At 73.1% G+C, this 26,990-nt stretch carries 29 protein-coding genes and 1 pseudogene; 14 read left to right on the forward strand and 16 right to left on the reverse strand.

Translation table 11 applies throughout. The features are described from left to right. Nucleotides 1–134 precede the first annotated feature (134 nt). Entirely contained in the window at nucleotides 135–296 is a 162-nt protein-coding gene (locus tag ACWDUZ_RS36635; protein ID WP_451636156.1) for a hypothetical protein, read from the reverse strand. Between the two features lie 340 nt (nucleotides 297–636). Next, a complete protein-coding gene (locus ACWDUZ_RS36640) occupies nucleotides 637–1,455 on the reverse strand; it encodes a rhomboid family intramembrane serine protease (protein WP_451636157.1) in 819 nt (272 codons plus the stop codon). 140 nt (nucleotides 1,456–1,595) lie between these two features. Between ACWDUZ_RS36640 and ACWDUZ_RS36645 the strand changes: the two genes are divergently transcribed. Continuing rightward, entirely contained in the window at nucleotides 1,596–1,886 is a 291-nt protein-coding gene (locus tag ACWDUZ_RS36645; protein WP_451636158.1) for a hypothetical protein, read from the forward strand. Between the two features lie 73 nt (nucleotides 1,887–1,959). On the opposite strand, the gene ACWDUZ_RS36650 is transcribed toward ACWDUZ_RS36645, so the two are convergent. Continuing rightward, nucleotides 1,960–3,378, reverse strand: a complete 1,419-nt coding sequence (locus ACWDUZ_RS36650) for an FAD-dependent oxidoreductase (RefSeq protein WP_451636159.1) — start codon at nucleotides 3,376–3,378, stop codon at nucleotides 1,960–1,962. Between the two features lie 40 nt (nucleotides 3,379–3,418). Further along, nucleotides 3,419–4,480 carry a DUF4349 domain-containing protein gene (locus ACWDUZ_RS36655; RefSeq protein WP_451636160.1) on the reverse strand — a complete coding sequence of 354 codons (1,062 nt, stop codon included), beginning with the start codon at nucleotides 4,478–4,480 and terminating at the stop codon, nucleotides 3,419–3,421. Nucleotides 4,481–4,736: 256 nt separating this feature from the next. On the opposite strand from ACWDUZ_RS36655, the gene hemG reads away from it, so the two are divergent. Then, nucleotides 4,737–6,212: a protoporphyrinogen oxidase gene (hemG, locus tag ACWDUZ_RS36660; RefSeq protein WP_451636161.1), complete on the forward strand. Its 1,476-nt coding sequence runs from the start codon at nucleotides 4,737–4,739 to the stop codon at nucleotides 6,210–6,212. 5 nt (nucleotides 6,213–6,217) lie between these two features. Further along, nucleotides 6,218–6,949, forward strand: coding sequence for a hydrogen peroxide-dependent heme synthase (hemQ, locus tag ACWDUZ_RS36665; protein WP_451636162.1), 732 nt, complete (start codon nucleotides 6,218–6,220; stop codon nucleotides 6,947–6,949). An 82-nt stretch (nucleotides 6,950–7,031) separates the two neighbouring features. On the opposite strand, the gene ACWDUZ_RS36670 is transcribed toward hemQ, so the two are convergent. The 5 genes from ACWDUZ_RS36670 to ACWDUZ_RS36690 all read right to left on the reverse strand — a co-directional run bounded on the left by ACWDUZ_RS36670 (nucleotide 7,032) and on the right by ACWDUZ_RS36690 (nucleotide 11,550). Continuing rightward, the gene (locus tag ACWDUZ_RS36670) at nucleotides 7,032–7,817 is read right to left on the reverse strand and encodes a TIGR04222 domain-containing membrane protein (protein WP_451636163.1); all 786 of its coding nucleotides are present in this window, start codon (nucleotides 7,815–7,817) and stop codon (nucleotides 7,032–7,034) included. A gap of 97 nt (nucleotides 7,818–7,914) precedes the next feature. After that, nucleotides 7,915–8,715, reverse strand: coding sequence for a DUF4142 domain-containing protein (locus ACWDUZ_RS36675; protein WP_451636164.1), 801 nt, complete (start codon nucleotides 8,713–8,715; stop codon nucleotides 7,915–7,917). A 237-nt stretch (nucleotides 8,716–8,952) separates the two neighbouring features. After that, entirely contained in the window at nucleotides 8,953–10,296 is a 1,344-nt protein-coding gene (locus ACWDUZ_RS36680; RefSeq protein ID WP_451636165.1) for a DUF692 domain-containing protein, read from the reverse strand. Nucleotides 10,297–10,441: 145 nt separating this feature from the next. Next, nucleotides 10,442–10,738, reverse strand: a complete 297-nt coding sequence (locus ACWDUZ_RS36685) for a hypothetical protein (protein WP_451636166.1) — start codon at nucleotides 10,736–10,738, stop codon at nucleotides 10,442–10,444. 92 nt (nucleotides 10,739–10,830) lie between these two features. Beyond that, nucleotides 10,831–11,550: an aminoacyl-tRNA hydrolase gene (locus ACWDUZ_RS36690; RefSeq protein WP_451636167.1), complete on the reverse strand. Its 720-nt coding sequence runs from the start codon at nucleotides 11,548–11,550 to the stop codon at nucleotides 10,831–10,833. Nucleotides 11,551–11,698: 148 nt separating this feature from the next. On the opposite strand from ACWDUZ_RS36690, the pseudogene ACWDUZ_RS36695 reads away from it, so the two are divergent. Then, nucleotides 11,699–12,234, forward strand: a pseudogene (locus ACWDUZ_RS36695) (ABC transporter); the annotation flags it as partial. Here ACWDUZ_RS36695 and ACWDUZ_RS36700 read toward each other — a convergent pair. From ACWDUZ_RS36700 to zapE, 5 genes are all read right to left on the reverse strand, one after another. Continuing rightward, nucleotides 12,226–12,453, reverse strand: a complete 228-nt coding sequence (locus tag ACWDUZ_RS36700) for a hypothetical protein (protein WP_451636168.1) — start codon at nucleotides 12,451–12,453, stop codon at nucleotides 12,226–12,228. The pseudogene ACWDUZ_RS36695 and the gene ACWDUZ_RS36700 overlap by 9 nt on opposite strands. An 87-nt stretch (nucleotides 12,454–12,540) precedes the next feature. Then, a complete protein-coding gene (locus ACWDUZ_RS36705) occupies nucleotides 12,541–12,693 on the reverse strand; it encodes a hypothetical protein (RefSeq protein ID WP_451636169.1) in 153 nt (50 codons plus the stop codon). A 35-nt stretch (nucleotides 12,694–12,728) separates the two neighbouring features. Further along, complete coding sequence (locus tag ACWDUZ_RS36710) at nucleotides 12,729–14,306, reverse strand: FAD-dependent oxidoreductase (RefSeq protein ID WP_451636170.1); 1,578 nt, start codon at nucleotides 14,304–14,306, stop codon at nucleotides 12,729–12,731. A 148-nt stretch (nucleotides 14,307–14,454) separates the two neighbouring features. After that, the gene (locus ACWDUZ_RS36715; RefSeq protein WP_451636171.1) at nucleotides 14,455–15,465 is read right to left on the reverse strand and encodes a slipin family protein; all 1,011 of its coding nucleotides are present in this window, start codon (nucleotides 15,463–15,465) and stop codon (nucleotides 14,455–14,457) included. Between the two features lie 169 nt (nucleotides 15,466–15,634). Then, complete coding sequence (zapE, locus tag ACWDUZ_RS36720; protein WP_451636172.1) at nucleotides 15,635–16,747, reverse strand: cell division protein ZapE; 1,113 nt, start codon at nucleotides 16,745–16,747, stop codon at nucleotides 15,635–15,637. Between the two features lie 37 nt (nucleotides 16,748–16,784). On the opposite strand from zapE, the gene ACWDUZ_RS36725 reads away from it, so the two are divergent. The 9 genes from ACWDUZ_RS36725 (at nucleotide 16,785) to ACWDUZ_RS36765 (ending at nucleotide 24,556) form a co-directional block, all read left to right on the forward strand. Beyond that, complete coding sequence (locus ACWDUZ_RS36725; protein ID WP_451636173.1) at nucleotides 16,785–17,612, forward strand: pyrimidine reductase family protein; 828 nt, start codon at nucleotides 16,785–16,787, stop codon at nucleotides 17,610–17,612. A 233-nt stretch (nucleotides 17,613–17,845) separates the two neighbouring features. Then, nucleotides 17,846–18,319: an indole-3-glycerol phosphate synthase gene (locus ACWDUZ_RS36730; protein ID WP_451636174.1), complete on the forward strand. Its 474-nt coding sequence runs from the start codon at nucleotides 17,846–17,848 to the stop codon at nucleotides 18,317–18,319. A 72-nt stretch (nucleotides 18,320–18,391) separates the two neighbouring features. Continuing rightward, complete coding sequence (gene murC / locus ACWDUZ_RS36735; protein ID WP_451636175.1) at nucleotides 18,392–19,783, forward strand: UDP-N-acetylmuramate--L-alanine ligase; 1,392 nt, start codon at nucleotides 18,392–18,394, stop codon at nucleotides 19,781–19,783. Nucleotides 19,784–19,801: 18 nt separating this feature from the next. Next, nucleotides 19,802–20,209 carry a peptide-methionine (R)-S-oxide reductase MsrB gene (msrB, locus tag ACWDUZ_RS36740; RefSeq protein WP_451636176.1) on the forward strand — a complete coding sequence of 136 codons (408 nt, stop codon included), beginning with the start codon at nucleotides 19,802–19,804 and terminating at the stop codon, nucleotides 20,207–20,209. Nucleotides 20,210–20,329: 120 nt separating this feature from the next. Next, nucleotides 20,330–20,695, forward strand: coding sequence for a DUF6479 family protein (locus tag ACWDUZ_RS36745; protein WP_451636177.1), 366 nt, complete (start codon nucleotides 20,330–20,332; stop codon nucleotides 20,693–20,695). Between the two features lie 218 nt (nucleotides 20,696–20,913). Next, a complete protein-coding gene (locus ACWDUZ_RS36750) occupies nucleotides 20,914–22,098 on the forward strand; it encodes an ABC transporter ATP-binding protein (protein ID WP_451636178.1) in 1,185 nt (394 codons plus the stop codon). Beyond that, nucleotides 22,095–22,823: an ABC transporter permease gene (locus tag ACWDUZ_RS36755; RefSeq protein ID WP_451636179.1), complete on the forward strand. Its 729-nt coding sequence runs from the start codon at nucleotides 22,095–22,097 to the stop codon at nucleotides 22,821–22,823. Before ACWDUZ_RS36750 ends, ACWDUZ_RS36755 begins: the two co-directional genes overlap by 4 nt. Further along, the gene (locus ACWDUZ_RS36760; RefSeq protein ID WP_451636180.1) at nucleotides 22,820–23,488 is read left to right on the forward strand and encodes an ABC transporter permease; all 669 of its coding nucleotides are present in this window, start codon (nucleotides 22,820–22,822) and stop codon (nucleotides 23,486–23,488) included. Before ACWDUZ_RS36755 ends, ACWDUZ_RS36760 begins: the two co-directional genes overlap by 4 nt. A 105-nt stretch (nucleotides 23,489–23,593) precedes the next feature. Then, entirely contained in the window at nucleotides 23,594–24,556 is a 963-nt protein-coding gene (locus tag ACWDUZ_RS36765; protein ID WP_451636181.1) for an ABC transporter substrate-binding protein, read from the forward strand. A 7-nt stretch (nucleotides 24,557–24,563) separates the two neighbouring features. On the opposite strand, the gene ACWDUZ_RS36770 is transcribed toward ACWDUZ_RS36765, so the two are convergent. Next, complete coding sequence (locus ACWDUZ_RS36770) at nucleotides 24,564–25,013, reverse strand: DUF6114 domain-containing protein (RefSeq protein WP_451636182.1); 450 nt, start codon at nucleotides 25,011–25,013, stop codon at nucleotides 24,564–24,566. A 4-nt stretch (nucleotides 25,014–25,017) separates the two neighbouring features. Beyond that, on the reverse strand, nucleotides 25,018–25,686 hold the full coding sequence (locus ACWDUZ_RS36775) for a DUF6230 family protein (RefSeq protein WP_451636183.1): 669 nt from the start codon (nucleotides 25,684–25,686) through the stop codon (nucleotides 25,018–25,020). A 510-nt stretch (nucleotides 25,687–26,196) separates the two neighbouring features. Here ACWDUZ_RS36775 and ACWDUZ_RS36780 point away from each other — a divergent pair. Further along, the gene (locus ACWDUZ_RS36780) at nucleotides 26,197–26,850 is read left to right on the forward strand and encodes a Tat pathway signal sequence domain protein (RefSeq protein ID WP_451636184.1); all 654 of its coding nucleotides are present in this window, start codon (nucleotides 26,197–26,199) and stop codon (nucleotides 26,848–26,850) included. Nucleotides 26,851–26,990 lie beyond the last annotated feature (140 nt).

The raw sequence follows: 26,990 nt of genomic DNA on the forward strand, positions 1-26,990 counted from the left end.
GGCGGAGACGCCAAACGCCTGTGGAGCGCCGGTAAGACGGGCACCCGTGCCCGCACAGCGTGGTGAAGCAGGAAGCCCCCGGAAGGGTCAGACGATCCAGGCCGGAAGCCCTGGACTTCAGGCCAGGGAGCACGTCAACTCTTTATGAAGTTGGGTCCGGCGTCGGAAGCGAGGACCTTGTGGGACCCGGTGGCCGCCGGTGCGGCCGGCGCCGCGCTCGACTCCGTGACGACGAGCCCCGTCAGCGCGGTGAGACCCAGCATCAGCAGGGCGGTGCGAACGGCCAGATTTCCCATGGGATGTCCCTTCAGTCGCTGTGTCCACGGTCACGCCTGAGGCGCTTGCGCCGAAACCTGTAACCGTCCCCCGGTTGGAACGAGCGCCGACGGACGAGCCCGCGCCTCGCGACGTCCCGCTGGTCGGTTCGGTCGGTCGCGGGCCGGGAGCCGTCAGATGTGCCCTCGGCACGCATCACTGTCGCCGATCCGGTTCCCGATCGGTTCCCGGGCGGCTACCCGCACCGGTCGGGTGCTGTGGACAGGGCCGGGCGGCCGGGACAGGATCGTCACCGCGACCGCGACCGCCGTCGCGGCCCGCCCCGCCGTCCGCGTCCGGGCAGCGCCCCGGGCCCTCGTGTCACCAGCCCGGACGGGCCCGCTTTCCGAACATCGGTCCCTGTGGCTGCGGCGGCGGTGGGGTGCCGGGACGCAGCGGCAGCGCGATCAGCATGCCCGCGACGAAGCCGAACACGTGGGCCACGTACGCCACGGTGCCGGCGCTGGAGACGCCCTGGCCGGTGGAGTACAGCGCCTGGAGCACGAACCAGAAACCCAGGACGATCCAGGCGGGCAGCCGCAAGGGCAGGAAGAGCAGGAACGGGACCAGGATCCAGACCCTGACCCGTGGATACAGCACGAGATACGCGCCGAGGACGCCCGCGATCGCCCCCGACGCGCCGATCAGCGGCCGGCCGGAGTCGGCGTCGAGCAGCGCGAAGCCGTACCCGGCCGCGTAGCCGCAGGCCACGTAGAACAGCAGGTACCGCACATGGCCCATGCGGTCCTCGATGTTGTTGCCGAAGATCAGCAGGAACAGCATGTTGCCCAGCAGATGCACCCAACTGCCGTGCAGGAACATCGACGTGAACACCGACAGCTCGGCCGACTTGTCGTACGCCGGCGGGCCCAGCACACAGCCCGGCCCGTGCAGGCCCACCCCGACCTGGCCGGTCGGCACCAGCGACGGCATCCAGTGATGGATCAGCTCGCGCGGCACCAGGGCGTAGTGCTGCGTGAACGCCTCCAGATGGCACAGCTGGGCCAGTGTGCCGCCGCCCGTGACGGAACCGGAGACGCCCGGTGTGCGCAGGAACACGACGACGTTCGCGGCGATCAGGGCGTACGTCACCCAAGGGGTGCGCCGCACCGGGTTCAGATCATGGACGGGGATGACCACAGAGAAGTACTGCCCCCGATGCGCCCGGTGAATCGGTGAACGCCGCCGTCCGCCGGTCCGTATGACCCCCTGACACGAGGCGGCGCGGCGACCCGCGGCCGCGCGCGGACACGGCGACACGAAGAGGCGAGGAGCAGGCGATGAGCGACCGAGGAACCCCTGCGATGCACGCACTGCCCGACGGCGAGGCCGAGCTCTCCCTGGTGGTGCGGCTGCCGTGGGAGGACGTCGCCCGGCTCGGTCAGGAGGCCGGGCGGCTGGCGGCCCAGGCACAGCGGCCGGTGACGCTCGACGAGGCCGTCAGCCACCGGCTGCGCTCCACCCGTCCACCGGCCGCGCACGCCCGGCCGGGCGGGGAACAGCACGCCACGGCGGCGGCCGGCAGCGGCTCCGTCTCGTCGCTGCCCCGACTCAACGGCAGCACGGCATAGCCCCGGATCGGATGGCGGTCCGGAGCGGACGGCGGGTCGCGGCCGGCCGCGGGCGACGGTACCGGCGCGGTGCTCAGCGCGCGCCGGCGCGGACCTTGACCGCGGCCTTCCTGGCGGCCACCAGCACCGGGTCCCAGACCGGTGAGAACGGCGGCGCGTACCCCAGGTCCAGCGCCGTCATCTGCTCCACCGTCATGCCCGCCGTCAGGGCGACCGCCGCGACGTCCACCCGCTTCGCCGCGCCTTCCCGGCCCACGATCTGCACGCCCAGGAGACGCCCGGTACGGCGTTCGGCGAGCATCTTCACCGTCATGGGGGAGGCGCCCGGGTAGTAGCCGGCGCGGCTCGTCGACTCGATCGTGACCGTCTCGAACTGCAGCCCGACCCGGTGGGCGTCCTTCTCGCGCAGTCCGGTACGCGCGATCTCCAGGTCGCACACCTTGCTCACCGCGGTGCCGACCACGCCGGGGAACGTGGCGTAGCCGCCGCCGACGTTGGTGCCGATGATTTGGCCGTGCTTGTTGGCGTGGGTGCCCAGCGGCACGTAGCGCTGCTGTCCCAGGACCAGGTCGAGAACCTCGACGCAGTCGCCGCCCGCCCAGATGTTCTCGTGCCCGCGCACCCGCATCGCCAGATCGGTGAGCAGCCCGCCGTGGGTGCCGACCGGCAGCCCGGCCGCCCGCGCGGGCCCCGTCTCGGGGCGTACGCCGATGCCCAGCACCACCACGTCCGCCGGATACTCGGCGTCCTGGGTGGCCACCGCCCGGACACGGCCGTCCTCACCGGTGAGCACCTTGGTCACCTCGGCCTCGCCGACCATGGTGATGCCGAGGCCCACCATGGCCTCGTGCACCAGGCGGCCCATGTCCGGGTCGAGAGTGGACATGGGCTCGGTGCCGCGGTTGACGACCGTCACCTCGTAACCGCGGTTGATGAGGGCCTCGGCCATCTCCACGCCGATGTAGCCGGCACCGACCACGACGGCCCTGCGACCCCGCTCGCGGCCCAGGCTGTCGAGCAGCGCCTGCCCGTCGTCCAGGGTCTGCACGCCGTGCACCCCCGGCGCATCGGCGCCGGGCATCGGGGGGCGGATCGGCCGCGCCCCGGTGGCGATCACGAGTTTGTCGTAGGGCGTCCAGTACTCGGCGCCGGAATCGACCTCCCGCGCGCGGACCCGGCCCGCGGCCACGTCGATCTCCGTCACCTCGGTACGCATCCGCAGATCGATGTCCCGGGCGCGGTGCTCCTCGGGGGTACGGGCGATCAGCCGGTCCCGCTCGTCGACGTCGCCGCCCACCCAGTAGGGGATGCCGCAGGCCGAGAACGAGGCGAAGTGGCCTCGCTCGAACGCCACGATCTCCAGCTCCCCGGGTCCGCGCAGCCGTCGCGCCTGCGACGCCGCGGACATGCCCGCGGCGTCGCCGCCGATCACGACCAGCCGTTCCCGCGCCCCGCGCCCGGCCCTGTCATCCCTCGCGCCGTTCATGTCCATGCGAACAACGCTAAAGGGCTGTCCCGGCCCGCGACGGACGTCAGTCCCGCGCGCCGCCCTCGCCGCCCGGGGCCGGACGCTCGCCCTGCGGGGGGACGGGCCGGGCCGCGGGCAGCGGGCCGAGCGCGGTCGTCGCGGGCGCCGCGTCGGCCGTAGCCGACCCACCGGCCGTACGGCGCGGCAGCCGGGGCCGTACGACCCGCAGCCACAGCAGGACGACCAGCGCCGCCGTGACGGCGAACGGGAGGACCGCGCCGAGGGCGAGGGCGATCCAGCGGACCACGGTGACGAACACGTGCCAGCCGCCGCTCAGCGCGTCCGCGAAGCCCGGCTCGTCGTGCGTGGCGGGCTTCTTCCGCACCGGCGTCTCGGACAGCGACAGGGTGATGGTGGCCAGGCTCGTACGGTCCTTCAGGGACGCCTGCTGGGCGAGCAGCGACTCCAGGTCGGCCTCGCGGCGGCTCAACTCGCTCTCCAGGCTCACCACGTCGCTCAGGTCGCTCGCCTGGTCCATCAGGTCGCGGACCCGGGCCACGCTGGCACGCTGCGACTTGATGCGGCTGTCGACGTCGACGACCTGGTCGGTGACGTCCTGGGCCTGGACGGTGCGCGAGACGAGCTTGCCGGTGCCCTGCAGATCGGTGAGAACCTCGTCGTACCGGTCGGCGGGCACGCGCAGCACGACGCGGGTCCGTTCGTGCCCCTCCTCGTCCCGGCTCGTGTTCTCGTCGCCGACGTAGCCGCCCGCGCTCTCGGTGGCCGTACGGGCCGCCTCGAGCGCCGCGGGCACGTCCTTGACCTCCACGGTCAGCGAGGCGGTGCGGACGATGTGGCTGGTGAGCTTCGGCGGGGCGGTGGCCTTCGCACCGGAGGCCGTACCGCCACCGCGGCCCGAGGCGCCGCGCTGGGCCTCGCCCCCGGCGGCGCTGTCGGCCGCGGTCTTCCCGGCGTGATCCGAGCCGCCCCCCGCGCTGCACCCGGCGACCGCCAGCGCCGCCGCGAGCAGCAGAGCGGCCAGGGCGGACGCGGGCCGGGCGGAACGCCCGACAGGACGCCGCTCGTGATGCCGGTCGGTCGGGCGCGGGAATCGTCGTGCGCGCATGCGGTGTACCCCCAGGCTCGTCGTGAAGGCGACGGTGACGTGGACATGGACGTCTCTTCGACGCCCGGCCCCTGCGGGACGTTGGCCGAAAACGGTTCCGATGCGGTCACGGTCGGGACTCGCGACGGCCACCGGTCCGGACGAGGGGCGATCACGGCCGGGCGCGGGGGCGGGCACGGCCGGCCGCGCGCCGCGAACCGTCCCTGGTCCCAGGGGCGTCGCGGCGGTGCCGAACGGGTCTGAGAAAGTGGAGGACATGAGCGCAACGGGCAGGGACATGGGCCATGTCGTCGTCATCGGAGCGGGGATCGCGGGGCTGGCCGCCGCGCACCGGCTGCTGGAGCGCGGGGCGCGGGTGACCGTGCTGGAGGCGGCCGGCCGCGTCGGCGGCAAGCTGCTGCCCGGCGAGATCGCGGGTGTGCGCGTCGACCTGGGCGCCGAGTCGATGCTGGCCCGCCGCCCCGAGGCCGTGACCCTCGCGCGCGAGGCGGGCCTGGCGGACCGGCTGCAGCCGCCGGCCACCGCGAGCGCCTCGATCTGGACCCGCGGCGCTCTGCGCCCCATGCCCAAGGGCCATGTGATGGGCGTCCCCGGCACTGCCGCCGCGCTCGCCGGACTGCTCTCCGAGGAGGGCCTGGCGCGCATCGAACGCGACGCCGACCTGCCCCGCACCGAGGTCGGCGACGACGTGGCCGTCGGAGAGTACGTGGCGTCGCGCCTGGGCCGCGAGGTCGTCGACCGCCTGGTCGAGCCGCTGCTCGGCGGGGTCTACGCGGGCGACGCGTACCGCATCTCGATGCGCTCGGCCGTCCCGCAGCTCTTCGAGGCCGCGCGGACGCACGACTCGCTCACCGAGGCCGTCCGCGAGATCCAGGCCCGGACGGCCGGGGCGCGGCAGACCGGCCCGGTCTTCATGGGCATCGAGGGCGGAGTGGGCCGGCTCCCGCTCGCCGTGGCCGAATCGGTGCGGGCACGCGGCGGCGAGATCCTGACCGGGACCCCCGTGACCGAGCTACGCCGGCAGGCACCGACCGCGCCCGGGGCGCCGGCGGCCTGGCGGGTGGCGGCCGGGGACCGGGTGCTGCACGCGGACGCCGTGGTGGTCGCCACGCCCGCGCCGGCCGCCGCCGAGCTGCTGCGTGCCGAGTCCCCGGCGGCCGCGGCGGAGCTGCGGGCCGTCGAGTACGCCTCGATGGCCCTGATCACCCTCGCCTACCGTCGTGCCGACGCCGAGCGGCTCCCCGAGGGCAGCGGCTTCCTGGTGCCGCCTGTCGACGGGCGCACCATCAAGGCCTCGACCTTCGCCTCCCGCAAGTGGGGATGGATCGCCGACGACGACCCGGACGTGATGGTGCTGCGCACCTCGGTCGGCCGCCACGGCGAGACGGAGATCCTGGGACGGGAGGACGCCGAACTCGTGGACGTCTCCCGGCGCGACCTGCGGGAGGCCACCGGCCTGGCGGCCGCGCCGCTCCAGACCCGGGTCACCCGCTGGACCGACGGCCTACCCCAGTACCCCGTCGGGCACCACGCGCGCGTGGTCCGCATCCGCGAGCACGTCGGCAAGCTCCCGGGCCTCGCGGTGTGCGGCGCGGCCTACGACGGCGTGGGCATCCCGGCCTGCATCGCGAGCGCCGAGGCGGCCGTGGACCAGTTGCGGGGCGACCTGCGGACTGTGCAGGAGCTCACCGCCCACCCGGTGCAGAGTCTGCACGGCGGAGCGGGAGAATAGGGACCATGAGTGACGATGCTCCCACCACCGAGCCCGCCAGGATCCCGAACAAGGGCAAGCTGGCCAAGGACCTCAACGAGGTCATCCGTTACACGCTGTGGTCCGTCTTCAAGCTGAAGGACGTCCTCCCCGAGGACCGTGCGGGCTACGCCGACGAGGTCCAGGAGCTGTTCGACCAGCTCGCCGCCAAGGACGTGACCATCCGTGGCACGTACGACGTCTCCGGCCTGCGCGCCGACGCCGACCTCATGATCTGGTGGCACGCGGAGACCGCCGACCAGCTCCAGGAGGCGTACAACCTCTTCCGTCGCACCCGGCTGGGTCGCGCGCTGGAGCCGGTGTGGTCGAACATGGCGCTGCACCGCCCGGCCGAGTTCAACCGCTCGCACATCCCGGCGTTCCTCGCCGACGAGACGCCGCGCAACTACGTCAGCGTCTACCCGTTCGTACGCTCCTACGAGTGGTACCTGCTGCCCGACGAGGACCGCCGCCGGATGCTCGCCGACCACGGCAAGATGGCCCGGGACTACCCGGACGTGCGCGCGAACACGGTCGCGTCCTTCTCCCTGGGCGACTACGAGTGGCTGCTCGCCTTCGAGGCCGACGAGCTGTACCGCATCGTCGACCTCATGCGGCATCTGCGGGGCGCGGAGGCGCGGATGCACGTCCGCGAGGAGGTCCCGTTCTTCACGGGTCGCCGCAAGGACATCGCGGACCTGGTCGCGGGCCTCGCCTGATCATGGCTGATCGCCGCTGACCGTTCGGGTCCGGTCCGCCGGCCTCTCCCCACCGGGGCCGGCCGGCGGCTCGTCGGGGCGGTCACTCCCGCCAGGGCTGGTCGCGGTGGGCGAAGGCCGCGCGCAACTCGGGTTCGCCGATCGCGCGGATGCCGCGCACGGCCACGGAGGCCAGGTAGGCGCGCTCGTCGCCGGGCCCCTTCGCGCGCCGGGCCAGCGCGTCGAGCAGCCGCTGCCCGGCCGGGGACGCCCAGCGCGAGCAGGGGCGGGTCTCGACGCGGGCTATGCCCAGACAGCTCAGGGTGAGCGCGAGCGGCAGCGCGAACCAAAGGGCGACCAGATCACGTGGCATCCCGGTCGGACCGGGCAGCAGCAGCGCGGCCGCGCCCAGCGCGAGGACGGCCAGCGCGGCGCCCCGCACCTGGCGGATGCCGGCGGCGACCGTCGACGCCGTGCCCTCGGGCACGGCCAGCCCCGCGCTGACCAGCCGGTCGGCCAGGTGGCGCACCGAGTCCGCGGCGGCCGCGGCCGTCCGTACGGGGGCGATCCGGGACTGCCCCTCCGGGCCGATGGCCCCTATGACAGACCGTTCGATCTCGTCCCGGCCGTGCGGATCCACGACCGTGGCCCAGCCGGTGTGGGCGAGCCACAGCCGGCGCTGACGCGCCATGGAGACGAGCGTCACCTCGGCGACGCGCGCGGGACCACCCGACAGAAAAGCCGCCTCGTACAGGGTCAGCTCGTGTCCCCGGCCCGCGGCCGTGTCGTGCGTCTCGACGGCCGCCGCGCGTACGGCGGCCAGGCACAGCCGGGCACACGCCGCACCGGCGACGGCCCAGGCCAGCAGCAGGAGAAGGACCCAGAACATGACGCGTTTCTATGCCAGAGGTCTGGGAAACTCCATGCCCTGTTCACATTCCGGACGCAGTGTGGCCGGTATGTGACGTTCCGTTTGTTGGGCGAGGTCAGGGTGTCCGGGTCGAAGCGGCCGGGGGCGGGCTGGAGGCGGCGGGCGGCAGGGCGTACGTCGGCGATCCCGGCGCTCCGGACGGGGTGACCGGGACCACCTCGCCCGGCCCGACGCCCGGCACGGCGGTGCCGGAGGGGTCGGCGGTGGCGGGGTCGCCGCTCGCGGCAAGGTCGCGGGCGAGGGCGGCGAAGTCGACGTACCCCGTGGCCTCCAGGACCTTGATGTGGTCCAGCACCGTCGTGTTGGCGTCGTCGGCGAGGTCGCGCACGAGCGAGTTCTGCGTGCTCGCCCGCACCTCGGCGACGAGCGAGAAGACCTTGCCGTGCGCGAGCCGCAGGATGCCGGCGAACCTGCGGTCGTAGTCCTCGCCCTGCGCCGCGCTCAGGGTCTGGAGCCACTGCCTCTGCTGCGCCGTCGGCTCGTTGGGCAGCGTCAGACCGAGCTGGGCGGCCACGTCGCGCACCCGGCGGTCGAGGAAGGTGTGTCCCTCCACGAGGTGCCGGCCCGCCGTCCGTACGGCGTCGGTGGTGCCCTTCTCCTCCGCCTGCTGACCGGCGGGCAGCTCCCACAGGCCGGCGAGCCGCACCTTCGTCAGGAAGTTCCGGTCCAGCTCGGACAGCGGCCCGTACTGCGTCGCCACGGTCCGGGCGCTCAGCAGGTCGGCGGGCGCGGCCGGCCGGTGGGCGTACGACCAGAGCGGGACGAGCAGGGCCAGCACGGTCCCGGCCAGGACCGAGAGGATGACGCCGGTCCCGCTGAAAAGGCCTCGGCCCTGCACGGGGGGTCGCGGTCGCATGGGTGCCTCCTGTCGCGGCACCGCACGTCAGTGCGCTTCGAGGTGGGTGTGACGGCTTGGCATGTTACTGCGACGGGCGCGACGGCCGACGGGCCGGGAGGAAGCGCCTGTAAGTGGCATATGCGGACAAAGGGCGGTGAAGCGGCGCGACGCTCAGGCTGACAAACTGCGCAAACCCCGGCACGAAGCTCCCCAGCCCCCCGCACTGTTGAACCGCACACACCGCCACCGCGACCGTCACCGCCGCAGCAGCACCCGCCGTGCCGCCCGGGCCGCGCGAGTCGCCGGCCCGGAGGACCGCGGGGCCGGTCCCGACCGGTCCAGCCACCACTCCCGCAGCTCGCGCCGGACGCCGTCGTCCGAGGGACGGCCGTCCAGGAGCAGGGACTCCACGAAGTCCATCGCGTCCCGCCGATAGCCACCGCGCAGGGGATGCCGCTGCGCGTAGGCGAGGAACGCGGCCCGGTACCCGTCACCGAGGATCACGGGCAGCTCGGGGGCGATCCTGCCCACGACACCGGCCCGCTTGGCCGCCAGCGCCCGCGCCTGGACGCCGAGCCGTACGCGGTCGAACCCCTCCGGGGCGGGCGTCCCGGCGACCAGGGCGGACAGCAGTGCGGTCTGCGCGAGCGCGAGCCGCTGGCGCGCGGGACCGGTGCCGGCCGTCGGCGCCACCGGCAGGCCGGCGGCGGACGAGGGCGCGGACGTCCGGGGCGGGGCGGGGCGGGCGCCGACGGAGGACGGTGCGGCGGACGTCCGGCCCAGCTCCACGGCCTCCCGGATCGCAGCCAGCTCCCGCTCCAGCTCGCCCGGTTCGGGGAAGTTCTCGTCCCGCTCCAGCAGCACGCCGGGCGGCGACACCCGGGAGGCGAGGTCGGTCAGGACGTCCAGGACCGGCCGCGGAACGGGGTGGGCGTGACTGTCGTGCCAGACCCCGTCCCGCTCGTAGCCGCCCGCCACATGGACGTACGCGATCGCTTCCAGCGGAAGTTCGGCCAGCGCCTTGGCCGGGTCCTCACCCTGGTTGACGTGGTTCGTGTGGAGGTTGGCGACGTCGATCAGCAGACGTACACCGGTGCGGTCGGCCAGTTCGTACAGAAACTGCCCCTCGGTCAGCTCCTCGCCAGGCCACGACAGCAGCGCCGCGATGTTCTCCACGGCGAGCGGCACGGGCAGCGCCTCCTGCGCGATCCTGACGTTCTCGCACAGCACGTCGAGGGTGTCACGGGTGCGCGGCACCGGCAGCAGATGGCCCGCCTCCAGCGGGTCCGAGGCGGTCAGCGGGCCGCCCGCCCGGACGAACGCGATGTGCTCCGTCACCAGCGGCGCGCCGAGGATCTCCGCCCGCTCGGCAAGAGCTTTCAGCCGTTCCCCGTCGGGCCGCTCCGCCCCGCCGAGGCCGAGCGAGACCCCGTGCGGCACGAGGGTCACCCCGCGGGCCCGCAGGCGCAGCAGCGACTCCGGCGGATGCCCGGGGCACACGTTCTCGGCCACCACCTCGACCCAGTCGACGCCCGGCATGCGCTCCACGGCGTCCGCGATCTCCGGCCGCCACCCGATCCCCGTCCCCAGCCGCTCCATCGTCGCCCGTCCCCCCTCACTTCCTCGGTGACGGGGGTATGGCCCGAGCCCCCGGCCGCGAACCGCGCGACCCGCACCTTCAGAGGAACATTTGAGCTTCGCCCGGAAGGCGAGAGGCGGGCGACGCCGTGCCGGACGTCGACCGTCACGCGGCGTCGAAGTCCGACCGCGGCCGGATCTCCACGATGAAGTCCGCGTCGTCCAGGTCACCCTCCTCGACGTGCCAGACGAAGACCCGCACGTGCATCGCGTGGTGCAGGCCGGTCCTCTCCCACTCGCTCATCAGGTCGGCCACGATCTGGCCGATGGCGAACCTGGCGCCCTCCGACGAGTCGGAGGCGGTGATCGCACCGCGCCACCGCTCGGCGTCGCCGTAGGGCCGCCAGCCCTCGGAGCCGTGCGGCTCGAACACCCGGTACGCCCAGTCCGTAGTGGTGTTCATAACACCGATCCTGTCACCGGGAGGCCGCATGCGCGAAGGCCGGGCCCCGGGCGCTCACCACGCTCCGGCGGTGTCGGGTGCGGCGCGCTTCCTCACCGGGATCGCAGCGCCGGGTGGTCCGCGATCACCGTGCAGGAGCCGGGGGCGATCTCCGTGAAGCCCGCGTCGCGGACCAGGGGGAGGCCGCCGGCGGTGAGCTCGTGCCAGTGGACGGGGTCGGCGGTGCGGACGGCGAGCGGGAAACCGGCGCCCTGCCAGTCGGCGCGCTGTTCGTCCGTCAGCTCCCACCAGGCGAGCTGGGCGCCGTGACCGGCCTGCGCCATCGCCTTGCCGGCGGACATCTCCAGATCCGGGTTGAGCCACAGCACCGGGGTGCCCGGGTCGGCGCGGGCCGGCGGCTCCGGGTCGTCGAGGTCGGTGCCGGAGACCTGGAGCTTCGCCAGGTCCTTGGGCCAGCCGTCCAGCGGGACGGGCGGGAAGACCCGTACCTCCGCCGTCTTCCCCGTGACCGTGATGCCGGGCAGGGCCTCGGCCCGCCGCCACTCGGCGCCGCGCGCCCGCCGCACCACCTTGCGGATCCGGGCGTCCTGCCAGTCCCGCACGGCCCGTGCCCACTCGCCGTCGCCCCGGGACCGCTCGTCGCCGAGCAGCACCAGTACCGCGCGGGCCGCCGTCTCCAGCGCGTCGGTACGCGCCGGGGGAGCGGCCCGCTCGATCCGGACGACCAGCGGCAGCACGAACTGCGGGGCCAGGTCGCGCGCCGCGGGCTCGGTGCGGAACGGGCTGTCGGAAGCGGGAGTCTCGTACGTCACGCCCTCAAGTGTGCCAACCGTCGTGCGCGCGAGAGGATGACCCCCATGCGAGACGATCTCCGGCTGGACGGCGTCGGCCGCCGCTACGGCCTGCGCGGCCCCTGGGTCCTGCGCGGAGTCGACCTGGCGATCCGGCCCGGCACCCTGTGCGGCCGCCGTCCTGCTGCCCGTCGCCGCCTGGCTGGTACGGATCTGTGCCGGCGGCGAGCCCGCCGCGGCCCGCACCTGCGTCGCGGCGGCGGCCGGTCCCGCGCGGGCGCACCTGGCCTGCCTGCTCGTGGCCTTCGCGGCGTCGGCGGTCCTCGGCGCGGCCGCCATCGCCGTGGTCACGCTGATCAGCGAGCCGGCCGCCGCCGACCACCGCACCCGGGTGCCGCTGCTGCCGGCGGGCGGGTCGGGGCTGCTGGCCGCACTCGTCTGCGCCCTGTTGGGGACGGCCGTCGGTGCGGTCACGAACCGGCCCGTGCTGCGCTCGACCGGCCGCGCGGTGCCCGCGATGCTGCTGGCGGCGCTGCTGTCGACGCTGATGACGGGTTCCCCGGCGCGGGCGGCCGTCAGCGGCCTGGTCACGGTTCGGGGACGGGCCGGGTCCCGCTGCCGCTGCTCCCACTGGCCGGTGCGGTGGTCCTCGCGGCGGCGGCGAGCGCGGCGAGCCGTGCGCTCACCGCGCGCAGATCACCCTGAGCAGGCCGTGCGCTGCGCCTCCTGCCACTCGCAGACCGGGCAGAGAGTGATCCCCTTGTACGACTCCGGGTACTCGGTCGGCTCGCGGCACAGCACGCACTCTGCGTACGGCGGCCCGTCGGCCTTCGGCGGCCTGGCCGTGTCGATCAGGCAGTACCCACCGCTGTCGTCACCGGTACCGCCGTTGACGCCGGTACGGCGCTCGTCGTCCTCGCTCATGACATCAGCCTAGGACGGCGACGATCGCTCCGGTCCGTCCCGCACGTTCGAAGATGATCGGGAGCAGTCAAGGATGATCGAGTGCGGTCAGGAACGGGCGGTCGTCGCCCGGATCATCTCCGACACCTTGACGAAGCGGTATCCCTGCCGGCGCAGCCGCGGCACGACCGCGCGCACGACGCGCTCGGTGGTGGGGGCCGCGCTGCGCGTGCACGAACGCCGGCTGGGCCGTGCGGTCACCCGCCCGGGGCCCCGTGCCGTACAGGGCCCGCCGGTCACCTCGTCCTGCGCTCCAGCGGCTTGGTCGCCGGACCCTGCAGCACCTGGCCGTCGATGCCGAAACGGGAGCCGTGGCACGGACACTCCCAGGCCCGTTCGGCGGAGTTGAAGGAGACCAGACAGCCCAGATGGGTGCAGCGGGCGGAGAGCACGTGCAGGTGGCCCTCGTCGTCGCGGTGCACGGCGTACCGGTCGGTGCCGTGACGGACCACGGCGCCTCCGCCCGGCGGTATCGCCTCCACGGGCGGCGTGGGCCGCAGCCGGTCGCCCACGAAGTGCCGGGCGACCTCCGCCTGGGTCCTGAGGAACGCCGGCGCCTCGCGCACCGCCGTCCGCACCCGGCGGGGGTCGTACAGCTCCCGCCACGCGCAGTCTCGCCCGGTGATCAGCGCCGTGAGCAGCCGTCCCGCCATCATGCCGCCGCTCAGTCCCCAGCCGCCGAAGCCGGTCGCCACATACGCGTGGCGGGCGCCCGCGTGCAGCGGCCCCACCATCGGCACCGTGTCGGTGGGGTCGATGTCCTGGGTGGCCCAGGAGTGGACCAGGTCCACACCGGGGAAGTGCTCCCGTGCCCAGGCGGCCAGGCGGTCGAAGCGGTCCGCGGTGCCGGCGCTGCCCGGCGTGAAGTGCTCTCCGGTGACCACGAGCAGCCGCTGCCCGTCCGCACCGTCCGGCCCGTAGGGCGCGGTACGCACCGAGCGGGTGCCCTCCTCCGGGGTGATGTACATGCCCTCGGGGTCCCGGCCGGCCCCGATCGGTCCCGCGACGACCAGTTCCCGGCGCGGAGAGAGCCGGGCGAACAGCAGCGCCCGGTCGAAGATCGGGTAATGGGTGGCGACCACCACGCTCCGGGCCCGCACCGTCGCGCCCGTCGCGGTCGTCACCCGGCACGGCTCGCCCTCGGACAGACCGCGTACGACGGTGCCCTCGTAGACCCGGCCGCCGCGCTCCACCAGGTCCGCCGTCAGGGCCAGCAGGTACTTGCGCGGATGGAACTGCGCCTGCCCGGCCACCCGGACCGCGCCCGCCACCGGGAACGGCAGCCCGGTCTCCGTCACGAACGCCGCGGGCAGCCCCGCCTCCCGCGCGGCCTCCGCCTCGGCCCGCAGCTCCGCGACCCGGCCCGGGTCACGGACGTAGGTGTACGCGGTGCGCGGCTCCCACTCGCACTCGATGCCCAGCTCGTCCACCAGCGCCTCGGCGCGTTCGATCGCCTCGGACTGCGACCGCGCGTACAGCCGGGCCGCCTCCGCGTCGCGGGTGCGCCGCAGCTTGTCGTAGATGAGCGTGTGCAGCGCGGTCAGCTTGGCGGTGGTGTGCCCGGTGACGCCCTCCGCCACCCGCCGCGCCTCCAGCACCGCCACGCCCAGTCCGGCCCGTGTCAGCTCGTAGGCGGTGCTCAGCCCGGCCACGCCCGCGCCGATCACCACCACGTCGACGTCCAGATCCTCCGTGAGCGGGGGGCGAGGCGGCGGCCCCGGAGCCGTTTCCACCCAGTACGAACCGCTGACGCGCCGCTGCTCGTGTCGCCCGCCGGGCTGCTCCCGCGGCCCTTGGTCTCTCTGTTCGCTCATGCCGGCCGGGTACCCCGGCCGCACCCGCCTGACCGCGGACACGGGAACCGGCTGAGCGGTACGGGCGCCTCAGCCACGCGCGACCGGACGGGCCGAGCGGCGCGGGCGCCTCAGCCGCGCGGCGGTCCGGCGGTCCGGCGGCGCCTTCTCACTGCTCGGGCGGCCTCGTCGAGGCGGCGTCGGCGGCCGCCCGGACCGGCGCGATCGAGGCGGGGTCCAAGGGGGGCTCGGGTTCCCCGCCCGGGGCGGGGAGCTGGGGCTCGCCGTCCGGGTGGGCTTCGCCGGCGCCTTCGGCCTCGGTGGAGTCCGCCGGCGCGGAGGCGTCCACCGCGGCCGTCTCCGGGTGCGTGCCGAGGCCGAGCGGCCTCGGAGTCTCCGGTGCCGACGGCGCCTGGGGCTGGCCCGGAGCCTTCTCCAGGAAGCGCAGCAGCTCGACCGGGAAGGGCAGGACCAGCGTGGAGTTCTTCTCGGCGGCGACCGCCGTCACCGTCTGCAGCAGCCGCAGCTGGAGCGCGGAGGGCGTGTCCGCCATCTGCTGCGCCGCCTCGGCCAGCTTCCTGGACGCCTGGAGCTCGGCGTCGGCGTTGATGATCCGGGCCCGCCGGTCCCGGTCCGCCTCCGCCTGCCGGGCCATGGACCGCTTCATCGACTCCGGCAGGGAGACGTCCTTGATCTCCACACGGTCGATCTGCACACCCCACCCGATGGCGGGGCTGTCGATCATCAGCTCGAGTCCCTGGTTGAGCTTCTCGCGATTGGACAGCAGGTCGTCGAGATCGCTCTTGCCGATGATCGAGCGCAGGGACGTCTGTGCCATCTGGGACACCGCGAACCGGTAGTCCTCCACCTGGATGATCGCGTTGGCCGCGTCGACGACCTTGAAGTACACGACCGCGTCCACCCGCACCGTCACGTTGTCCCGGGTGATGCCCTCCTGGGCGGGGATCGGCAGCGTGACGATCTGCATGTTGACCTTGTACAGCCGGTCCACGAACGGGACGATCATCGTGAAACCGGGCGGGCGCACGCCACCGGCGAACCGCCCGAGCCGCAGCACCACACCGCGCTCGTACTGCTTGACGACCCGAGCCGCCGCCGAGAGGTACACGAGACCCGCGCAGCCCGCGGCGATCACGGCGGTCAATAGGTCCTGAAGCATGATGACGACTCCTCGCCCAGTCGTCCGTGCGCCCGTTCAGGGGCCTTCTTCCACCATATGCCCCGTCCCAGGGCCGTGAGACCGTCCCGGAGCCCCTGAACGCGAGACCGTCACCGGGTCGTGACGTGCGCTCGCGGGGCGGTGGGCGAGGACCGCGCCCCCGAGCCGGTCAGGGGGTGTCGACGAGCCCCTTGGCGTCCCGGGCGAGTGCGGTCAGCCGGGATATCGCGCGGAAGTACTTCTTGCGGTAGCCGCCCTTCAGCATCTCCTCGCTGAACAGCCGGTCGAAGGGCAGCCCGGAGGCCAGCACCGGCACCTCACGGTCGTAGAGCCGGTCCGCGAGGACGACCAGCCGCAGTGCCGTCGACTGGTCCGGCACCGGCCGCACACCGGTGAGGCACACGACCCCGATGCCGTCGGTCAGCGCGCCGTAGCGGCTGGGGTGCACCCGGGCCAGGTGCTCCAGCAGCCCGGGGAAGTCGTCGAGCGAGGCGTTCCGCGCGATGTGCGCCGCCTTCTTCACCTGCTCGTCGGAGTACGGCGCCGGGGCCTCGGGCAGCCCGCGGTGGCGGTAGTCCTCGCCGTCGATGCGCTGCGTGCGGAAGTGCGCCGACAGGCCCTGGATCTCGCGCAGGAAGTCGACGGCCGCGAACCGGCCCTCGCCGAGCTTGCCCGGCAGCGTGTTGGAGGTGGCGGCCAGGGCGACGCCCGCGTCGACCAGCCGGCCGAGCAGGGTGGACACCAGCACGGTGTCGCCGGGGTCGTCCAGCTCGAACTCGTCGATGCACAGCAGACGGTGCCCGGACAGGGTCTCGACCGTCTTCTGGAAGCCCAGCGCGCCGACCAGGTTGGTCAGCTCCACGAACGTGCCGAACGCCTTGCGGGCGGGCTCGGCCGGGGTGGCGTGCCACAGGGAGGCCAGCAGGTGGGTCTTGCCGACGCCGTAGCCGCCGTCCAGGTAGACCCCGCGCGGCCCGGCGGGCGTCCTGGCGGCCTTGCTCCTGCCCTTGCCGAAGCCGAACAGGCCGCGCCGGACGGTCCCGTCGGCGGGCGCCCCGCCGAGTCCGGCGGCGAACTCCTCCAGGACCCGGACGGCCTCCGTCTGGCTGGGCTGGTTCGCGTCCGGGATGTACGTCGCGAAGCGCACCGCGTCGAAGCGCGGCGGCGGCACCATCTCGGCGACCAGCCGGTCCGCGGGGACGTGCGGCTCACGGGCGCACAGGGACACGGGGGCGGCGCCGGTGACGGGAGTCAGGCCGGAGGCGGCAGTGGAGGACGACACGGTTCCCCATGGTAAGCCGCGTGGAACACTGCACGGCATGCGACGCCTGTTCCCTGTGACCGACGAAACAGCAGCCCAGGCCCCCGGCGAGGGCCGCGAGCCCGGTGCCGCGGGCGCGCCGGACGGCCCCGCGGACCGCGAGTGGACTCTCGCCGAGCTGGCCGCGGCCTACGCCTACCCCGAGCCCGAGGCCGCGGGGCGCACGCCGTGGCTGCGGGCCAACATGGTGTCCACGCTGGACGGGGCGGCCCAGCACGAGGGCCGTTCGCGGCCCATCTCCGGCGCCGCCGACATGCGGATCTTCGGCACGCTGCGGGCGCTGGCCGACGTGGTGGTGGTCGGGGCCGAGACAGTGCGGCAGGAGGGGTACCGGCCGGCCCGTGCGCGCAAGGAGTCCGAGGCGGTGCGGGAGGCTGCCGGACAGGGGCCCGCCCCGGCGATCGCGGTGGTCACCGCGAGCCTGGAGCTGGACTTCACGCTCCCGCTGTTCACCTCGCCCCTGGTGCCCACGCTGATCCTCACGGGCGCCGCCGCGGCACCGGACCGGATCGCGGCCGCGGAGAAGGCGGGCGCCCGGGTGGTGATCGCGGGGGACGGCATGGGCATCGACCCGGCCCGCGCGATGCGGGCGCTGGCCGAGCTGGGTCACACCCGCCTGCTCACCGAGGGCGGTCCGCGGCTGCTCGGCCAGTTCGTGGCCTCGGACGTGCTCGACGAGCTGTGCCTGACCGTCTCCCCGATGCTCACCGCGGGGGACGCCCAGCGCATCGCGGGCGGCCCCTCCGTCTCCGTCCCGCACCGCTTCACACTGGCCTCGCTGCTGGAGGAGGACGGCTTCCTGTTCGGCCGGTACCGGCGGACGTGACCGGCCCGAGGCCCGGCAGGCGGACGGAACCACCGCGCCACCCCGGTAAGTGCACCTCGGTGCCCGCCGGCAACCGGAAGTGACAATTCCGTTCTGTTGATGGTGGGTGCACTCAGTTCCGGCGAAACCGGCGCCGACGCAAGGCAGGATGGTTTCTGCTGGGGAACTTGTCCGTTCCCCGGCCGTAGGCAGAGGGCGGCGCGGCGCGGCTCTCGGAGCAGAAAGGGCGCCTGGTGTTCACAAGCGTATTGATGATCGAGAAGGCCCTGACGTCCGCTGACGTGGAGTTCGTCACCACCCTGCACGGTGAGGAGCCGGTCTCCTTCCACGTGCTGCTCCAGCCGCGTGGCGAGCAGGCCGACCGGCTGCTGCGGGCCATCGACGACATCGCGCTCGGCGAGATCGACGAAGCGGCGCGCGAGGGCGAGACACCCGAGGGCGCGGCGGCGAAGAGCGAGGGGGAGCGGGCCCTGGAGGTCTCCCTCAAGGCGCTGCGCGGCGCGGGCGGCGAGGCCGAGGGCCGGCTGGTGGAGGACCATCCGCTGGACGCCCTGAAGTCCCTGGTCGCGGAGGTCGGCGCGGACGAGGTGATCGTCCTGACCGATCCGCACTACGTGGAGGAGTTCTTCCACCGGGACTGGGCCTCACGGGCCCGCCACAAGGTCGGCGTGCCGGTCCTGAAGCTGTTCTCGCACAGCAAGGCATAGGCTTGGGCGGCGCCCCCGAACCCGGGTGCGCGCACCGTCGTACCGCAGTCGTACCACCTGGGAGAAAAGCGCATGGCACCCGGCCTTCCTACCGCCATGGACCGACCGCACTTCATCGGCATCGGCGGCGCCGGGATGTCGGGCATCGCCAAGATCCTCGCCCAGCGCGGCGCGCGGGTCGCGGGCAGTGACGCCAAGGACTCCGCGACCGCCGAGGCGCTGCGCGCGCTGGGCGCCACCGTGCACATCGGGCACGCGGCCGAGCACCTGGCCGACGACGCCAGCTGTGTCGTCGTCTCCTCCGCCATCCGCCAGGACAACCCCGAGCTGGCGCGCGCCACCGAGCTCGGCATCCCGGTCGTCCACCGCTCCGACGCCCTGGCCGCCCTGATGACGGGACTGCGCCCGATCGCGGTCGCCGGTACGCACGGCAAGACGACCACGACCTCCATGCTGGCGGTCTCCCTCTCCGAGCTGGGCCTGGACCCCTCCTACGCCATCGGCGGCGACCTGGACGCCCCCGGCTCCAACGCGCTGCACGGCGAGGGCGACATCTTCGTGGCCGAGGCCGACGAATCGGACCGCAGCTTCCACAAGTACGCGCCCGAGGTCGCCATCGTCCTCAACGTGGAACTGGACCACCACGCCAACTACGCCTCGATGGACGAGATCTACGAGTCCTTCGAGACCTTCGCCCAGAAGATCGTCCCCGGCGGCACCCTGGTGATCGCGGCCGACCACGAGGGCGCGCGCGAGCTGACCGGGCGCCTCGCCGGCACGGTGCGGACGGTGACGTACGGCGAGTCGGCCGACGCGGACGTGCGCATCCTCTCGGTGGTGCCGCAGGGCCTGCGGAGCGAGGTCACCGTGGAGCTGGACGGCGCCCCGCTCACCTTCTCGGTCTCCGTACCCGGTCGGCACTACGCGCACAACGCCGTCGCCGCGCTGGCCGCCGGCGTGGCCCTCGGCATCCCGGCCGCCGAGCTGGCCCCCGCCCTGGCCGCCTACACCGGAGTCAAGCGGCGACTGCAGCTCAAGGGCGAGGCCGCCGGCGTCCAGGTGATCGACTCCTACGCCCACCACCCGACCGAGATGACCGCCGACCTGGAGGCGATGCGCGGCGCCGCGGGCCACGCCCGGATCCTGGTCGTCTTCCAGCCGCACCTGTTCTCCCGCACCCAGGAGCTCGGCAAGGAGATGGGGCAGGCGCTCGCCCTCGCCGACGCCTCCGTGGTCCTGGACATCTACCCCGCCCGTGAGGACCCGATCCCCGGCGTCACCAGCGAGCTGATCATCGAGGCGTCCCGGGCCGCCGGCGCCGACGTCACGGCCGTCCACGACAAGGTGGAGGTGCCGGACGTGATCGCGGGAATGGCGAAGGCGGGCGATCTCGTTCTGACCATGGGAGCGGGCGATGTCACGGACCTCGGCCCGCGCATCCTGGACCGACTGAACGAGAACTGAAGCGAGGGGCTGAGGCTCATGCCGTACGACGTCGAGAAGCCGGACGAGCAGTGGCGCGCGGAGCTGACCCCGGCCGAGTACGCGGTGCTGCGTCAGGCCGGAACGGAGCCCGCGTTCACCGGTGAGTACACGGACACCAAGACCAAGGGCGTCTACTCCTGCCGGGCCTGCGGTGCCGACCTGTTCACTTCCGACACCAAGTTCGAATCCCACTGCGGCTGGCCGTCCTTCTTCGATCCGAAGGACACCGACGCCGTGGAGCTCCTGGAGGACCGGTCCCACGGGATGGTGCGCACCGAGGTGCGGTGTGCCCGCTGCGGGTCGCACCTCGGGCATGTCTTCGAGGGAGAGGGGTACCCCACGCCCACCGATCAGCGGTACTGCATCAACAGTGTCTCGCTGCGGCTGGCACCGGCCGAGGACTGAGCCGGGGGCCGCGTCAGGGCGCTTTGCGGTGCCCTGACGCGGTGGGACAATATGGGACACAGGTGGCGTCGCCGACGCCGCCGCAGTGTCTCCGCAACTCCGCAGAGGCGGGTGAAAGAGATGGTCACAGCGTCCTACGTCGAACTGGCCGTGGAGCCCCACATGTGGGCCACTCTGGGAGCCTTCATCGGTGGCCTGGTGGTCGTATGCGCGCTCGTGTGGGCGGTGAGCATGGGCATCGGCGTGATGCGCCGTGAACCGGACCGCCCCAAGGATCACGAGCAGCCGCACCTCCCGGTCACCGGAGCCGTCGAGGAGATCAGCGAGATCCGCGAGCCGGACGAGGTGGAGCCCGAGGAAGGGCAGCGGCTCATGCCGTACGAGATCCATCGCGCCGGCACCCGCCGCAGCGAGGACCAGCACCGGCACCGCTGGGCCCCGGGTACCAGCGGATCCTTCGGCAGCGGAGGCCCGGGCGCCCACTGAGCCGAGACCTGGGCGGGCCCCTTCACGGGTCCGCCCCGTTCTCGTCGGGTCCCGTCCACCGCTGCCGCCGGATCTTCACGGGACGCCCCGCCCGGGCGCTTCCGGCCCGCCGCACCCCGAGGCGTGTGGACCAGAGGCTCTAGACTCGCTCCGCAACGGCCCGTGCGACCGTGGCCGAAAGTGAGCAGCTTCTGCCAGACCCGAAGGGTGTTCGGCGTTTGATACGCATAGACACAGTCACCAAGCGGTATCCGGACGGCACGGTCGCGGTCGACCGGCTCTCGCTGGAGATACCGGACCGCTCGATCACCGTCCTCGTCGGACCCTCCGGCTGCGGCAAGACCACCACGCTGCGCATGATCAACCGGATGGTGGAGCCCAGCGAGGGCAGCATCCTCCTGGACGGCGTGGACATCCGCGAACAGCCCGTCAACTCCTTGCGGCGGTCGATGGGTTACGTCATCCAGAACGCCGGGCTGTTCCAGCACCGCACCATCGTCGACAACATCGCCACCGTGCCCCGGCTGCTCGGTTGGAGCAGGAGCAGCTCCCGCGCCCGGGCGCGGGAGCTGATGGAGCGCGTCGGCCTGGACTCCGCACTGGCCAAGCGCTACCCCTACCAGCTGTCGGGCGGACAGCAGCAGCGTGTCGGCGTGGCCCGGGCGCTCGCCGCGGACCCGCCCGTGCTGCTGATGGACGAGCCGTTCTCCGCCGTCGACCCGGTGGTCCGCAAGGGACTTCAGGACGAACTCCTGCGCATCCAGGACGAACTGGGCAAGACCATCGTGTTCGTCACCCACGACATCGACGAGGCCATCAAGCTCGGCACGACGGTCGCGGTGCTGCGCACCGGCGGCCGGCTCGCCCAGTACGCGCCGCCCGCCGAACTGCTCACCGCCCCCGCCGACGCCTTCGTGGAGGACTTCCTCGGCACCGACCGAGGCATCCGCCGGCTCTCCTTCTTCGGCACCGACGGGCTGGAGCTGAGGCGTGCCCCGATGGTCACCGTCGACACCACCGCCGAGGAGGCCGCCGCGCGCTCCGAGGACGACGTGCCGTACCTCCTCGTCACCGACCGCGAGGGCAGGCCCCTCGGCTGGAGCGAGCCGGCCGCGCTCGCCGCCGGACCGGTGGACGTGCCCCGGCTGCTGCCCCACGGACGGCCCTTCCGGCAGGGCGAGGAGTCCCTGCGCGCCGCCCTGGACTGCGCCGTGCTCTCCCCGACGGGCTGGGCCGTCGCCGTGGACGGCACCGGCCGCGCCGTCGGCATCGTCTCGCAGCAGGCCATCGGCGAGGCGATCCGCACGGCCCACGCCGGACGCACCACCGGCGCCGACGACGACGGCGACGGTACCGCCCCCGGTGACGCCGATGCCGCCACCGGCGCCGAGGTCGCCGGATGAACGGCTTCTTCGACCTCCCGAGCGACCTCCAGCACAGCTGGCTCGGCCTGATCGGCCTGCACCTGCGCGAGGCCCTGCTGCCGGTCCTGGCCGGCCTGCTCGTCTCCCTGCCGCTCGCGCAACTGTGCGTGCGCTTCCGCTGGCTGTACCCGCCGGTGCTGGGCCTGACGACCGTCCTCTACGCCATTCCCTCGCTGGCCTTCTTCGTCGTCCTGATCGACTACACCGGCCAGACCGAAGTGACCGTGATGATCCCGCTCGCCGTCTACAGCCTGGTCGTGCTCGTGCCGGCCATCGTCGACGGCGTCCGCTCGGTGCCGCAGGAGACGCTCGCCGCCGCCACCGCCATGGGTTTCGGGCCCCTGCGGCGCTATGTCCAGGTGCAGTTGCCGATCGCGGTGCCCGCCATCTTCGCCGGACTGCGGGTGGCCACCGTGTCGAGCATCTCCCTTGTCAGCGTGGGCATGCTGATCGGCAATCAGGGCGCGCTCGGCAACCTGCTCAACGACGCCAACATCTACCACCGGCCCGAGCTCGCGGTGAACTCCGTGGTCACCACGGCGGCCCTGGCCATCCTCGCCGACGCGGTCCTGGTCCTCGTGCGCCGCCTGCTCACCCCCTGGATGCCGCACGGCACCCGTCGCCGCGCACCGGCCGGGGCCGCCGACGCAGCCGAGGCAGGGCCCGAGCCGGCCGTGCCCGCCCTTAAGGACACCGCCCGGTGAACGTACTGCACTTCGTCAATGTCTTCTTCAGCGACAGCGCCCACTGGCACGGCTACGACGGCATCCCCGCGCGGCTGATCCAGCACATCCGGTACTGCCTGATCGCGCTCGCCCTCGCCGCCGCCATCGGGCTGCCCGTCGGCCTGGTCACCGGGCACTACGGGCGCGGCGGCAACGCCCTCGCCTTCGTCGCGACCGCCGGGCGGGCCCTGCCCAGCTTCGGTCTGCTGGTGCTGATGACCATCCTGCTCGGCTTCGGCCTGGTGCCCGTCATGGTGCCGCTGGTGGTGCTGGCCGTGCCGCCGATCCTGGTGACCACGTACGAGTCGGTGCGTTCCGTGGACCCCTCGCCGGTGGACGCCGCCCGGGGCATGGGCATGCAGGAGTCGCGGATCCTGTTCAAGGTCGAACTGCCCGTCGCGCTCCCGCTGATCCTCAGCGGCCTGCGCTCGGGCGCCATCCAGATCGTCTCCACGGCCACCATCGCCGCGTACATCGGCATCGGCGGACTGGGCCGCTACATCATCGACGGGCTCTACCAGCGCGACTACGAGAAGGTGGTGGGCGGCGCCACACTGGTCGCCGCGCTGGCACTGGCGACCCTCGCGGTGTTCTGGGCGGTGGCGCGGTGGACGGTCTCGCCCGGGGTGCGCAGGAGCGGCTGATCCGGGACGTGCGGCGGCGGCCCCGACAACTCGCCGAGGATCGAAGCCAATCGGTGACCCGGTGGCTCTTGACTGACCGAGAACTGGCTGGATTGGATCGGACAGGTGACTTCTCACCCGAAGAACCCCAGGTCCAGCATGAGGCTCACCGGTGCGGCCGCCGCCGCGCTCGTCACCGTGGCGGCACTCGTCACCGGGTGTTCGTCGTCCTCGGACGACACGTCCGACAACCCGCTCACGGGCGGCGGCACGAGCGGCGACAGCGTCGTCGTCGGCTCCAACAACTTCGCCGAGAGCATCCTGCTCGCCGACATCTACGGCGAGGCCCTGAAGGCCAAGGGCATCAAGGTCACCTACAAGCCCAACATCGGCAGCCGCGAGACCACGTACGGCCTGCTCAAGAACGGCTCGATCACCGTCCTGCCCGAGTACAACGGCGCGCTGCTGGCCTATCTCGACAAGAAGGCCGCCCCGAAGACGGCGGAGGCCACGACGGCGGCGATCACCAGCAAGCTCGACCCGGGCCTGACGCTGCTCGAGCCCGCCTCCGCGCAGAGCAAGGACTCGGTCACCGTCAACGCCGAGACGGCGAAGAAGTACCACCTCACCGCGCAGTCCTCCATCGCCGACCTCAAGGACGCCGCCAAGGACCTCGTCTTCGGCGGCTCGCCCGAGTTCCAGACCCGGCAGCAGGGCCTCCTCGGCCTGAAGACGGTCTACGGACTGCAGTTCAAGTCCTTCAAGGCCCTGGACGCGGGCGGCCCGCTGACCCAGCAGGCCCTGAAGAAGAACACCGTGCAGGTCGCGGACATCTTCACCACCGATCCGACCATCACCGAGGCGAAGTTCGTGGTCCTGAAGGACCCGAAGAACCTCTTCGGCTTCGAGAACGTCCAGCCGCTCGTCCGCAAGGGCAAGCTCTCCCAGAAGGGCGTCGGCGCGCTCAACGCGGTCTCCGCCAAGCTGGACACGGCCACCCTGCTGGACCTGGACACCCAGGTGCAGGCCCAGAAGAAGGACCCGCTCGACGTCGCCAAGGACTGGCTGAAGTCGGCCGGGCTGGCCTGACGTCCCATCAGGTGCCGGCCGTCCGGGCCTCGCCGCGTCGTTTCCCGCGGGCCCGGCGCGGCTCCTGGTCCGGGAGCCAGCCGAAGGCCAGGCAGCTGCCCGTCGCCCCCAGCAGGAGGCCGAGGAGGAAGCCGCCGAGGTTGGAGGTGAGCCAGGTGCCCAGGGACAGCAGGATGCCGGTGAGGGAGTAGAACAGGCGCTGGGCGGGGTTGAAGAGGGTCAGCAGCCCGCAGAGCACCATCAGGGTGGGCAGCAGATAGCCGGCCAGACCCTGCATGCCGATGTGCAGCACGACCTTCAGCGACGCCTTCTCGGTGAGCAGGATCTCCGCCCCGCCCAGCGTGAGCAGCAGCCCGCCCCAGAAGGGGCGGCGAAACCGCCAGCGGCGGAACGCGGCCCGCGGGCCCGGTCGCGGCTCACCCGGGCCCGCCTGCCCTGCGCGTACGTCGTCCGTCATCGGTTCAGCAACCCGTGCCGCTGAACCGGAGCTTGAGGCCCGGCAGCTTGAACACGCCAGCCGTCGTCGCGTAGTTGGTCTGCCGCAGGTGGGCGATGCGCACGGTGTCCGACTGCTGGCTGAAGACGCCCTTGGGGCCCTGTACGCCCGCCTTGGTGAGCGTACTGGCGTCGTTGCCGATCTCGATGTTGTCGAAGGCGGCGTCGCCCGAGAGCTCGGTGGAGTCCGTCGTCAGATCGGTCGCCTGGACCTTCTCGTCGCCGCTGCCCGCGGTGATCAGAAGGTTGGTGCCGCCCAGGTCGACGCTCTGGCACAGCCTGGTGAGCGTCGCGTTCTTGATCGCGGAGGTCACCACCAGTACCTGGCCGCCGGTGTCGCCGGCGTTGGGGCTGTCCTCGGCCATGTTGTCCAGGGCGCCGAACTGCTCGAACCCGGTGCCGTTCAACTCGGTGGCCGTGACGGTGAAGGGCATCCCGGAGATCGCGAACTGAACACCCAGGGCGCCCTGTGCGGTGAGCACCGCCAGGCCCGCCGCCACCAGGGTGGCGGGCACCGCCATGACGGCGGCGCGGCGCAGCCGCACCCGGCCGCGTCGGTCCGCGCCGGGGTGCTGGGGCTGGGGCGTCTCGGGGGTGGGGTCGGCGGACGGTGTGAGGTCCGAGGACGAGGCCATGTCTGCTCCCGTGTGCATGGTCAATGCCGGTCCGGAGTTCAGCGGCCCGTTGCCCTGGCGCGGACAGCGGCTGCCGCACTGCCCGAAGGCGGTTGCCCGCGGTGCAAGGGCTTTCTGGTTACGCGGCAGTAGGTGCGGAGGAAGTTACCGGGGGTTACAGACGGGGTCAAGGCGCTTGTGAAAGAAAGGTGAACCTTCGGCACCTCGGTCGTGCGCAGGGCGTGCCACTTCGGCCGACTCGGCCAACTCCCCCTCCATGCCTTGACGTTGACGACACAACGGGTTTACAACTCTGCGTGGCCTCCCCGGATCCGTGGCGTCGGATCCGTGACGGCGCTTTCGCCGCGCGGCCCGCCGCGCGCCTTCCCGGAGCCGTTCCGCCTGCCGGCCCTTCGCGCACACCATTCACCCGCGCAAGGGCTTTCACGCGCCCCCGCGGCTCTCCCTGCGCACGCACCTCAGGGCGTCCCCGCACCTCGCCCGCCCCCCACACAGAATCGAGGTACCCGCATGCGTACGCGTCCCGTCCTCACCCTCGCGGCCGCCGTCGCCGCGCTCTCGCTCTCCGCGATCGCCCCCGCCGTCGCCGCGGACGGCGCGGTGCTCACCACAGGCGGTCGCGGCGGCACGCCCGTCGCGGTCGGCGACGTGCTCACCGCCTCGCTGGCGAGCGGCACCCCCGCCACCTTCTCCTCCAGCGCGTCCGGCAGCAGCGGAGTCTCCTGCGCCTCGTCGACGTTCACCGCCACCGTCACCGGCAACCCCACCGCACCCGGCACCGCGACCGAGTCGGTGACCGGGCACACCTTCGACAGCGCCAGTTGCACCAGCAACGTCGTCGGTGTGCTCGGCGTCAGCGGCATCACGATCGACAACCTGCCGTACGCGGCCACGGTCACCTCCGACGGCACCCTCACCGTGACCCCGCCCAGCGGCTCCGCCATCCAGGCCACGGTCAAGCTGCGCACCCTGCTGGGCAGCGTCACCTGCGTCTACAGGGCGGCCGCCCTGACCGGGAAGGCCGACAACGCCGCCAACAGCATCACCTTCACCGACCAGCAGTTCGCCAAGGCGTCCGGCTCCTCGCTGTGCTTCGCCAACGGCTACTTCACCGCACAGTACGCCCCGGTGACCGACGCGGGCGCCGCCGTCTACGTCAACTGACCGCTCCCCACGCCGGCCGCGCCGGACACGTCGCCACCCGGGCCGCGCGCCGCCCGGGGGGGGGGGGGGGGCCCCGCGGGGGTAGCCCCCCCCCCCCGGGGCCCCCGGCGGGCCCCCCGCGGCCTGCCCCCCCCACCCCG

This window comes from Streptomyces sp. NPDC003393, from assembly GCF_053589015.1.

Bases quoted from the DNA above. Each gene is read 5' to 3' on its own strand.
- ACWDUZ_RS36650 (WP_451636159.1), bottom strand. From the start codon at position 3,378: ATGGACATGAACGGCGCGAGGGATGACAGGGCCGGGCGCGGGGCGCGG.
- ACWDUZ_RS36710 (WP_451636170.1), bottom strand. From the start codon at position 14,306: ATGAGCGAACAGAGAGACCAAGGGCCGCGGGAGCAGCCCGGCGGGCGA.
- ACWDUZ_RS36680 (WP_451636165.1), bottom strand. From the start codon at position 10,296: ATGGAGCGGCTGGGGACGGGGATCGGGTGGCGGCCGGAGATCGCGGAC.
- ACWDUZ_RS36675 (WP_451636164.1), bottom strand. From the start codon at position 8,715: ATGCGACCGCGACCCCCCGTGCAGGGCCGAGGCCTTTTCAGCGGGACC.
- ACWDUZ_RS36700 (WP_451636168.1), bottom strand. From the start codon at position 12,453: ATGAGCGAGGACGACGAGCGCCGTACCGGCGTCAACGGCGGTACCGGT.
- hemG (WP_451636161.1), top strand. From the start codon at position 4,737: ATGAGCGCAACGGGCAGGGACATGGGCCATGTCGTCGTCATCGGAGCG.
- ACWDUZ_RS36770 (WP_451636182.1), bottom strand. From the start codon at position 25,013: ATGACGGACGACGTACGCGCAGGGCAGGCGGGCCCGGGTGAGCCGCGA.
- ACWDUZ_RS36725 (WP_451636173.1), top strand. From the start codon at position 16,785: ATGCGACGCCTGTTCCCTGTGACCGACGAAACAGCAGCCCAGGCCCCC.
- ACWDUZ_RS36745 (WP_451636177.1), top strand. From the start codon at position 20,330: ATGGTCACAGCGTCCTACGTCGAACTGGCCGTGGAGCCCCACATGTGG.
- ACWDUZ_RS36655 (WP_451636160.1), bottom strand. From the start codon at position 4,480: ATGCGCGCACGACGATTCCCGCGCCCGACCGACCGGCATCACGAGCGG.
- ACWDUZ_RS36780 (WP_451636184.1), top strand. From the start codon at position 26,197: ATGCGTACGCGTCCCGTCCTCACCCTCGCGGCCGCCGTCGCCGCGCTC.
- ACWDUZ_RS36775 (WP_451636183.1), bottom strand. From the start codon at position 25,686: ATGGCCTCGTCCTCGGACCTCACACCGTCCGCCGACCCCACCCCCGAG.
- hemQ (WP_451636162.1), top strand. From the start codon at position 6,218: ATGAGTGACGATGCTCCCACCACCGAGCCCGCCAGGATCCCGAACAAG.
- ACWDUZ_RS36685 (WP_451636166.1), bottom strand. From the start codon at position 10,738: ATGAACACCACTACGGACTGGGCGTACCGGGTGTTCGAGCCGCACGGC.
- ACWDUZ_RS36645 (WP_451636158.1), top strand. From the start codon at position 1,596: ATGAGCGACCGAGGAACCCCTGCGATGCACGCACTGCCCGACGGCGAG.
- ACWDUZ_RS36755 (WP_451636179.1), top strand. From the start codon at position 22,095: ATGAACGGCTTCTTCGACCTCCCGAGCGACCTCCAGCACAGCTGGCTC.
- ACWDUZ_RS36715 (WP_451636171.1), bottom strand. From the start codon at position 15,465: ATGCTTCAGGACCTATTGACCGCCGTGATCGCCGCGGGCTGCGCGGGT.
- ACWDUZ_RS36670 (WP_451636163.1), bottom strand. From the start codon at position 7,817: ATGTTCTGGGTCCTTCTCCTGCTGCTGGCCTGGGCCGTCGCCGGTGCG.
- msrB (WP_451636176.1), top strand. From the start codon at position 19,802: ATGCCGTACGACGTCGAGAAGCCGGACGAGCAGTGGCGCGCGGAGCTG.
- ACWDUZ_RS36635 (WP_451636156.1), bottom strand. From the start codon at position 296: ATGGGAAATCTGGCCGTTCGCACCGCCCTGCTGATGCTGGGTCTCACC.
- murC (WP_451636175.1), top strand. From the start codon at position 18,392: ATGGCACCCGGCCTTCCTACCGCCATGGACCGACCGCACTTCATCGGC.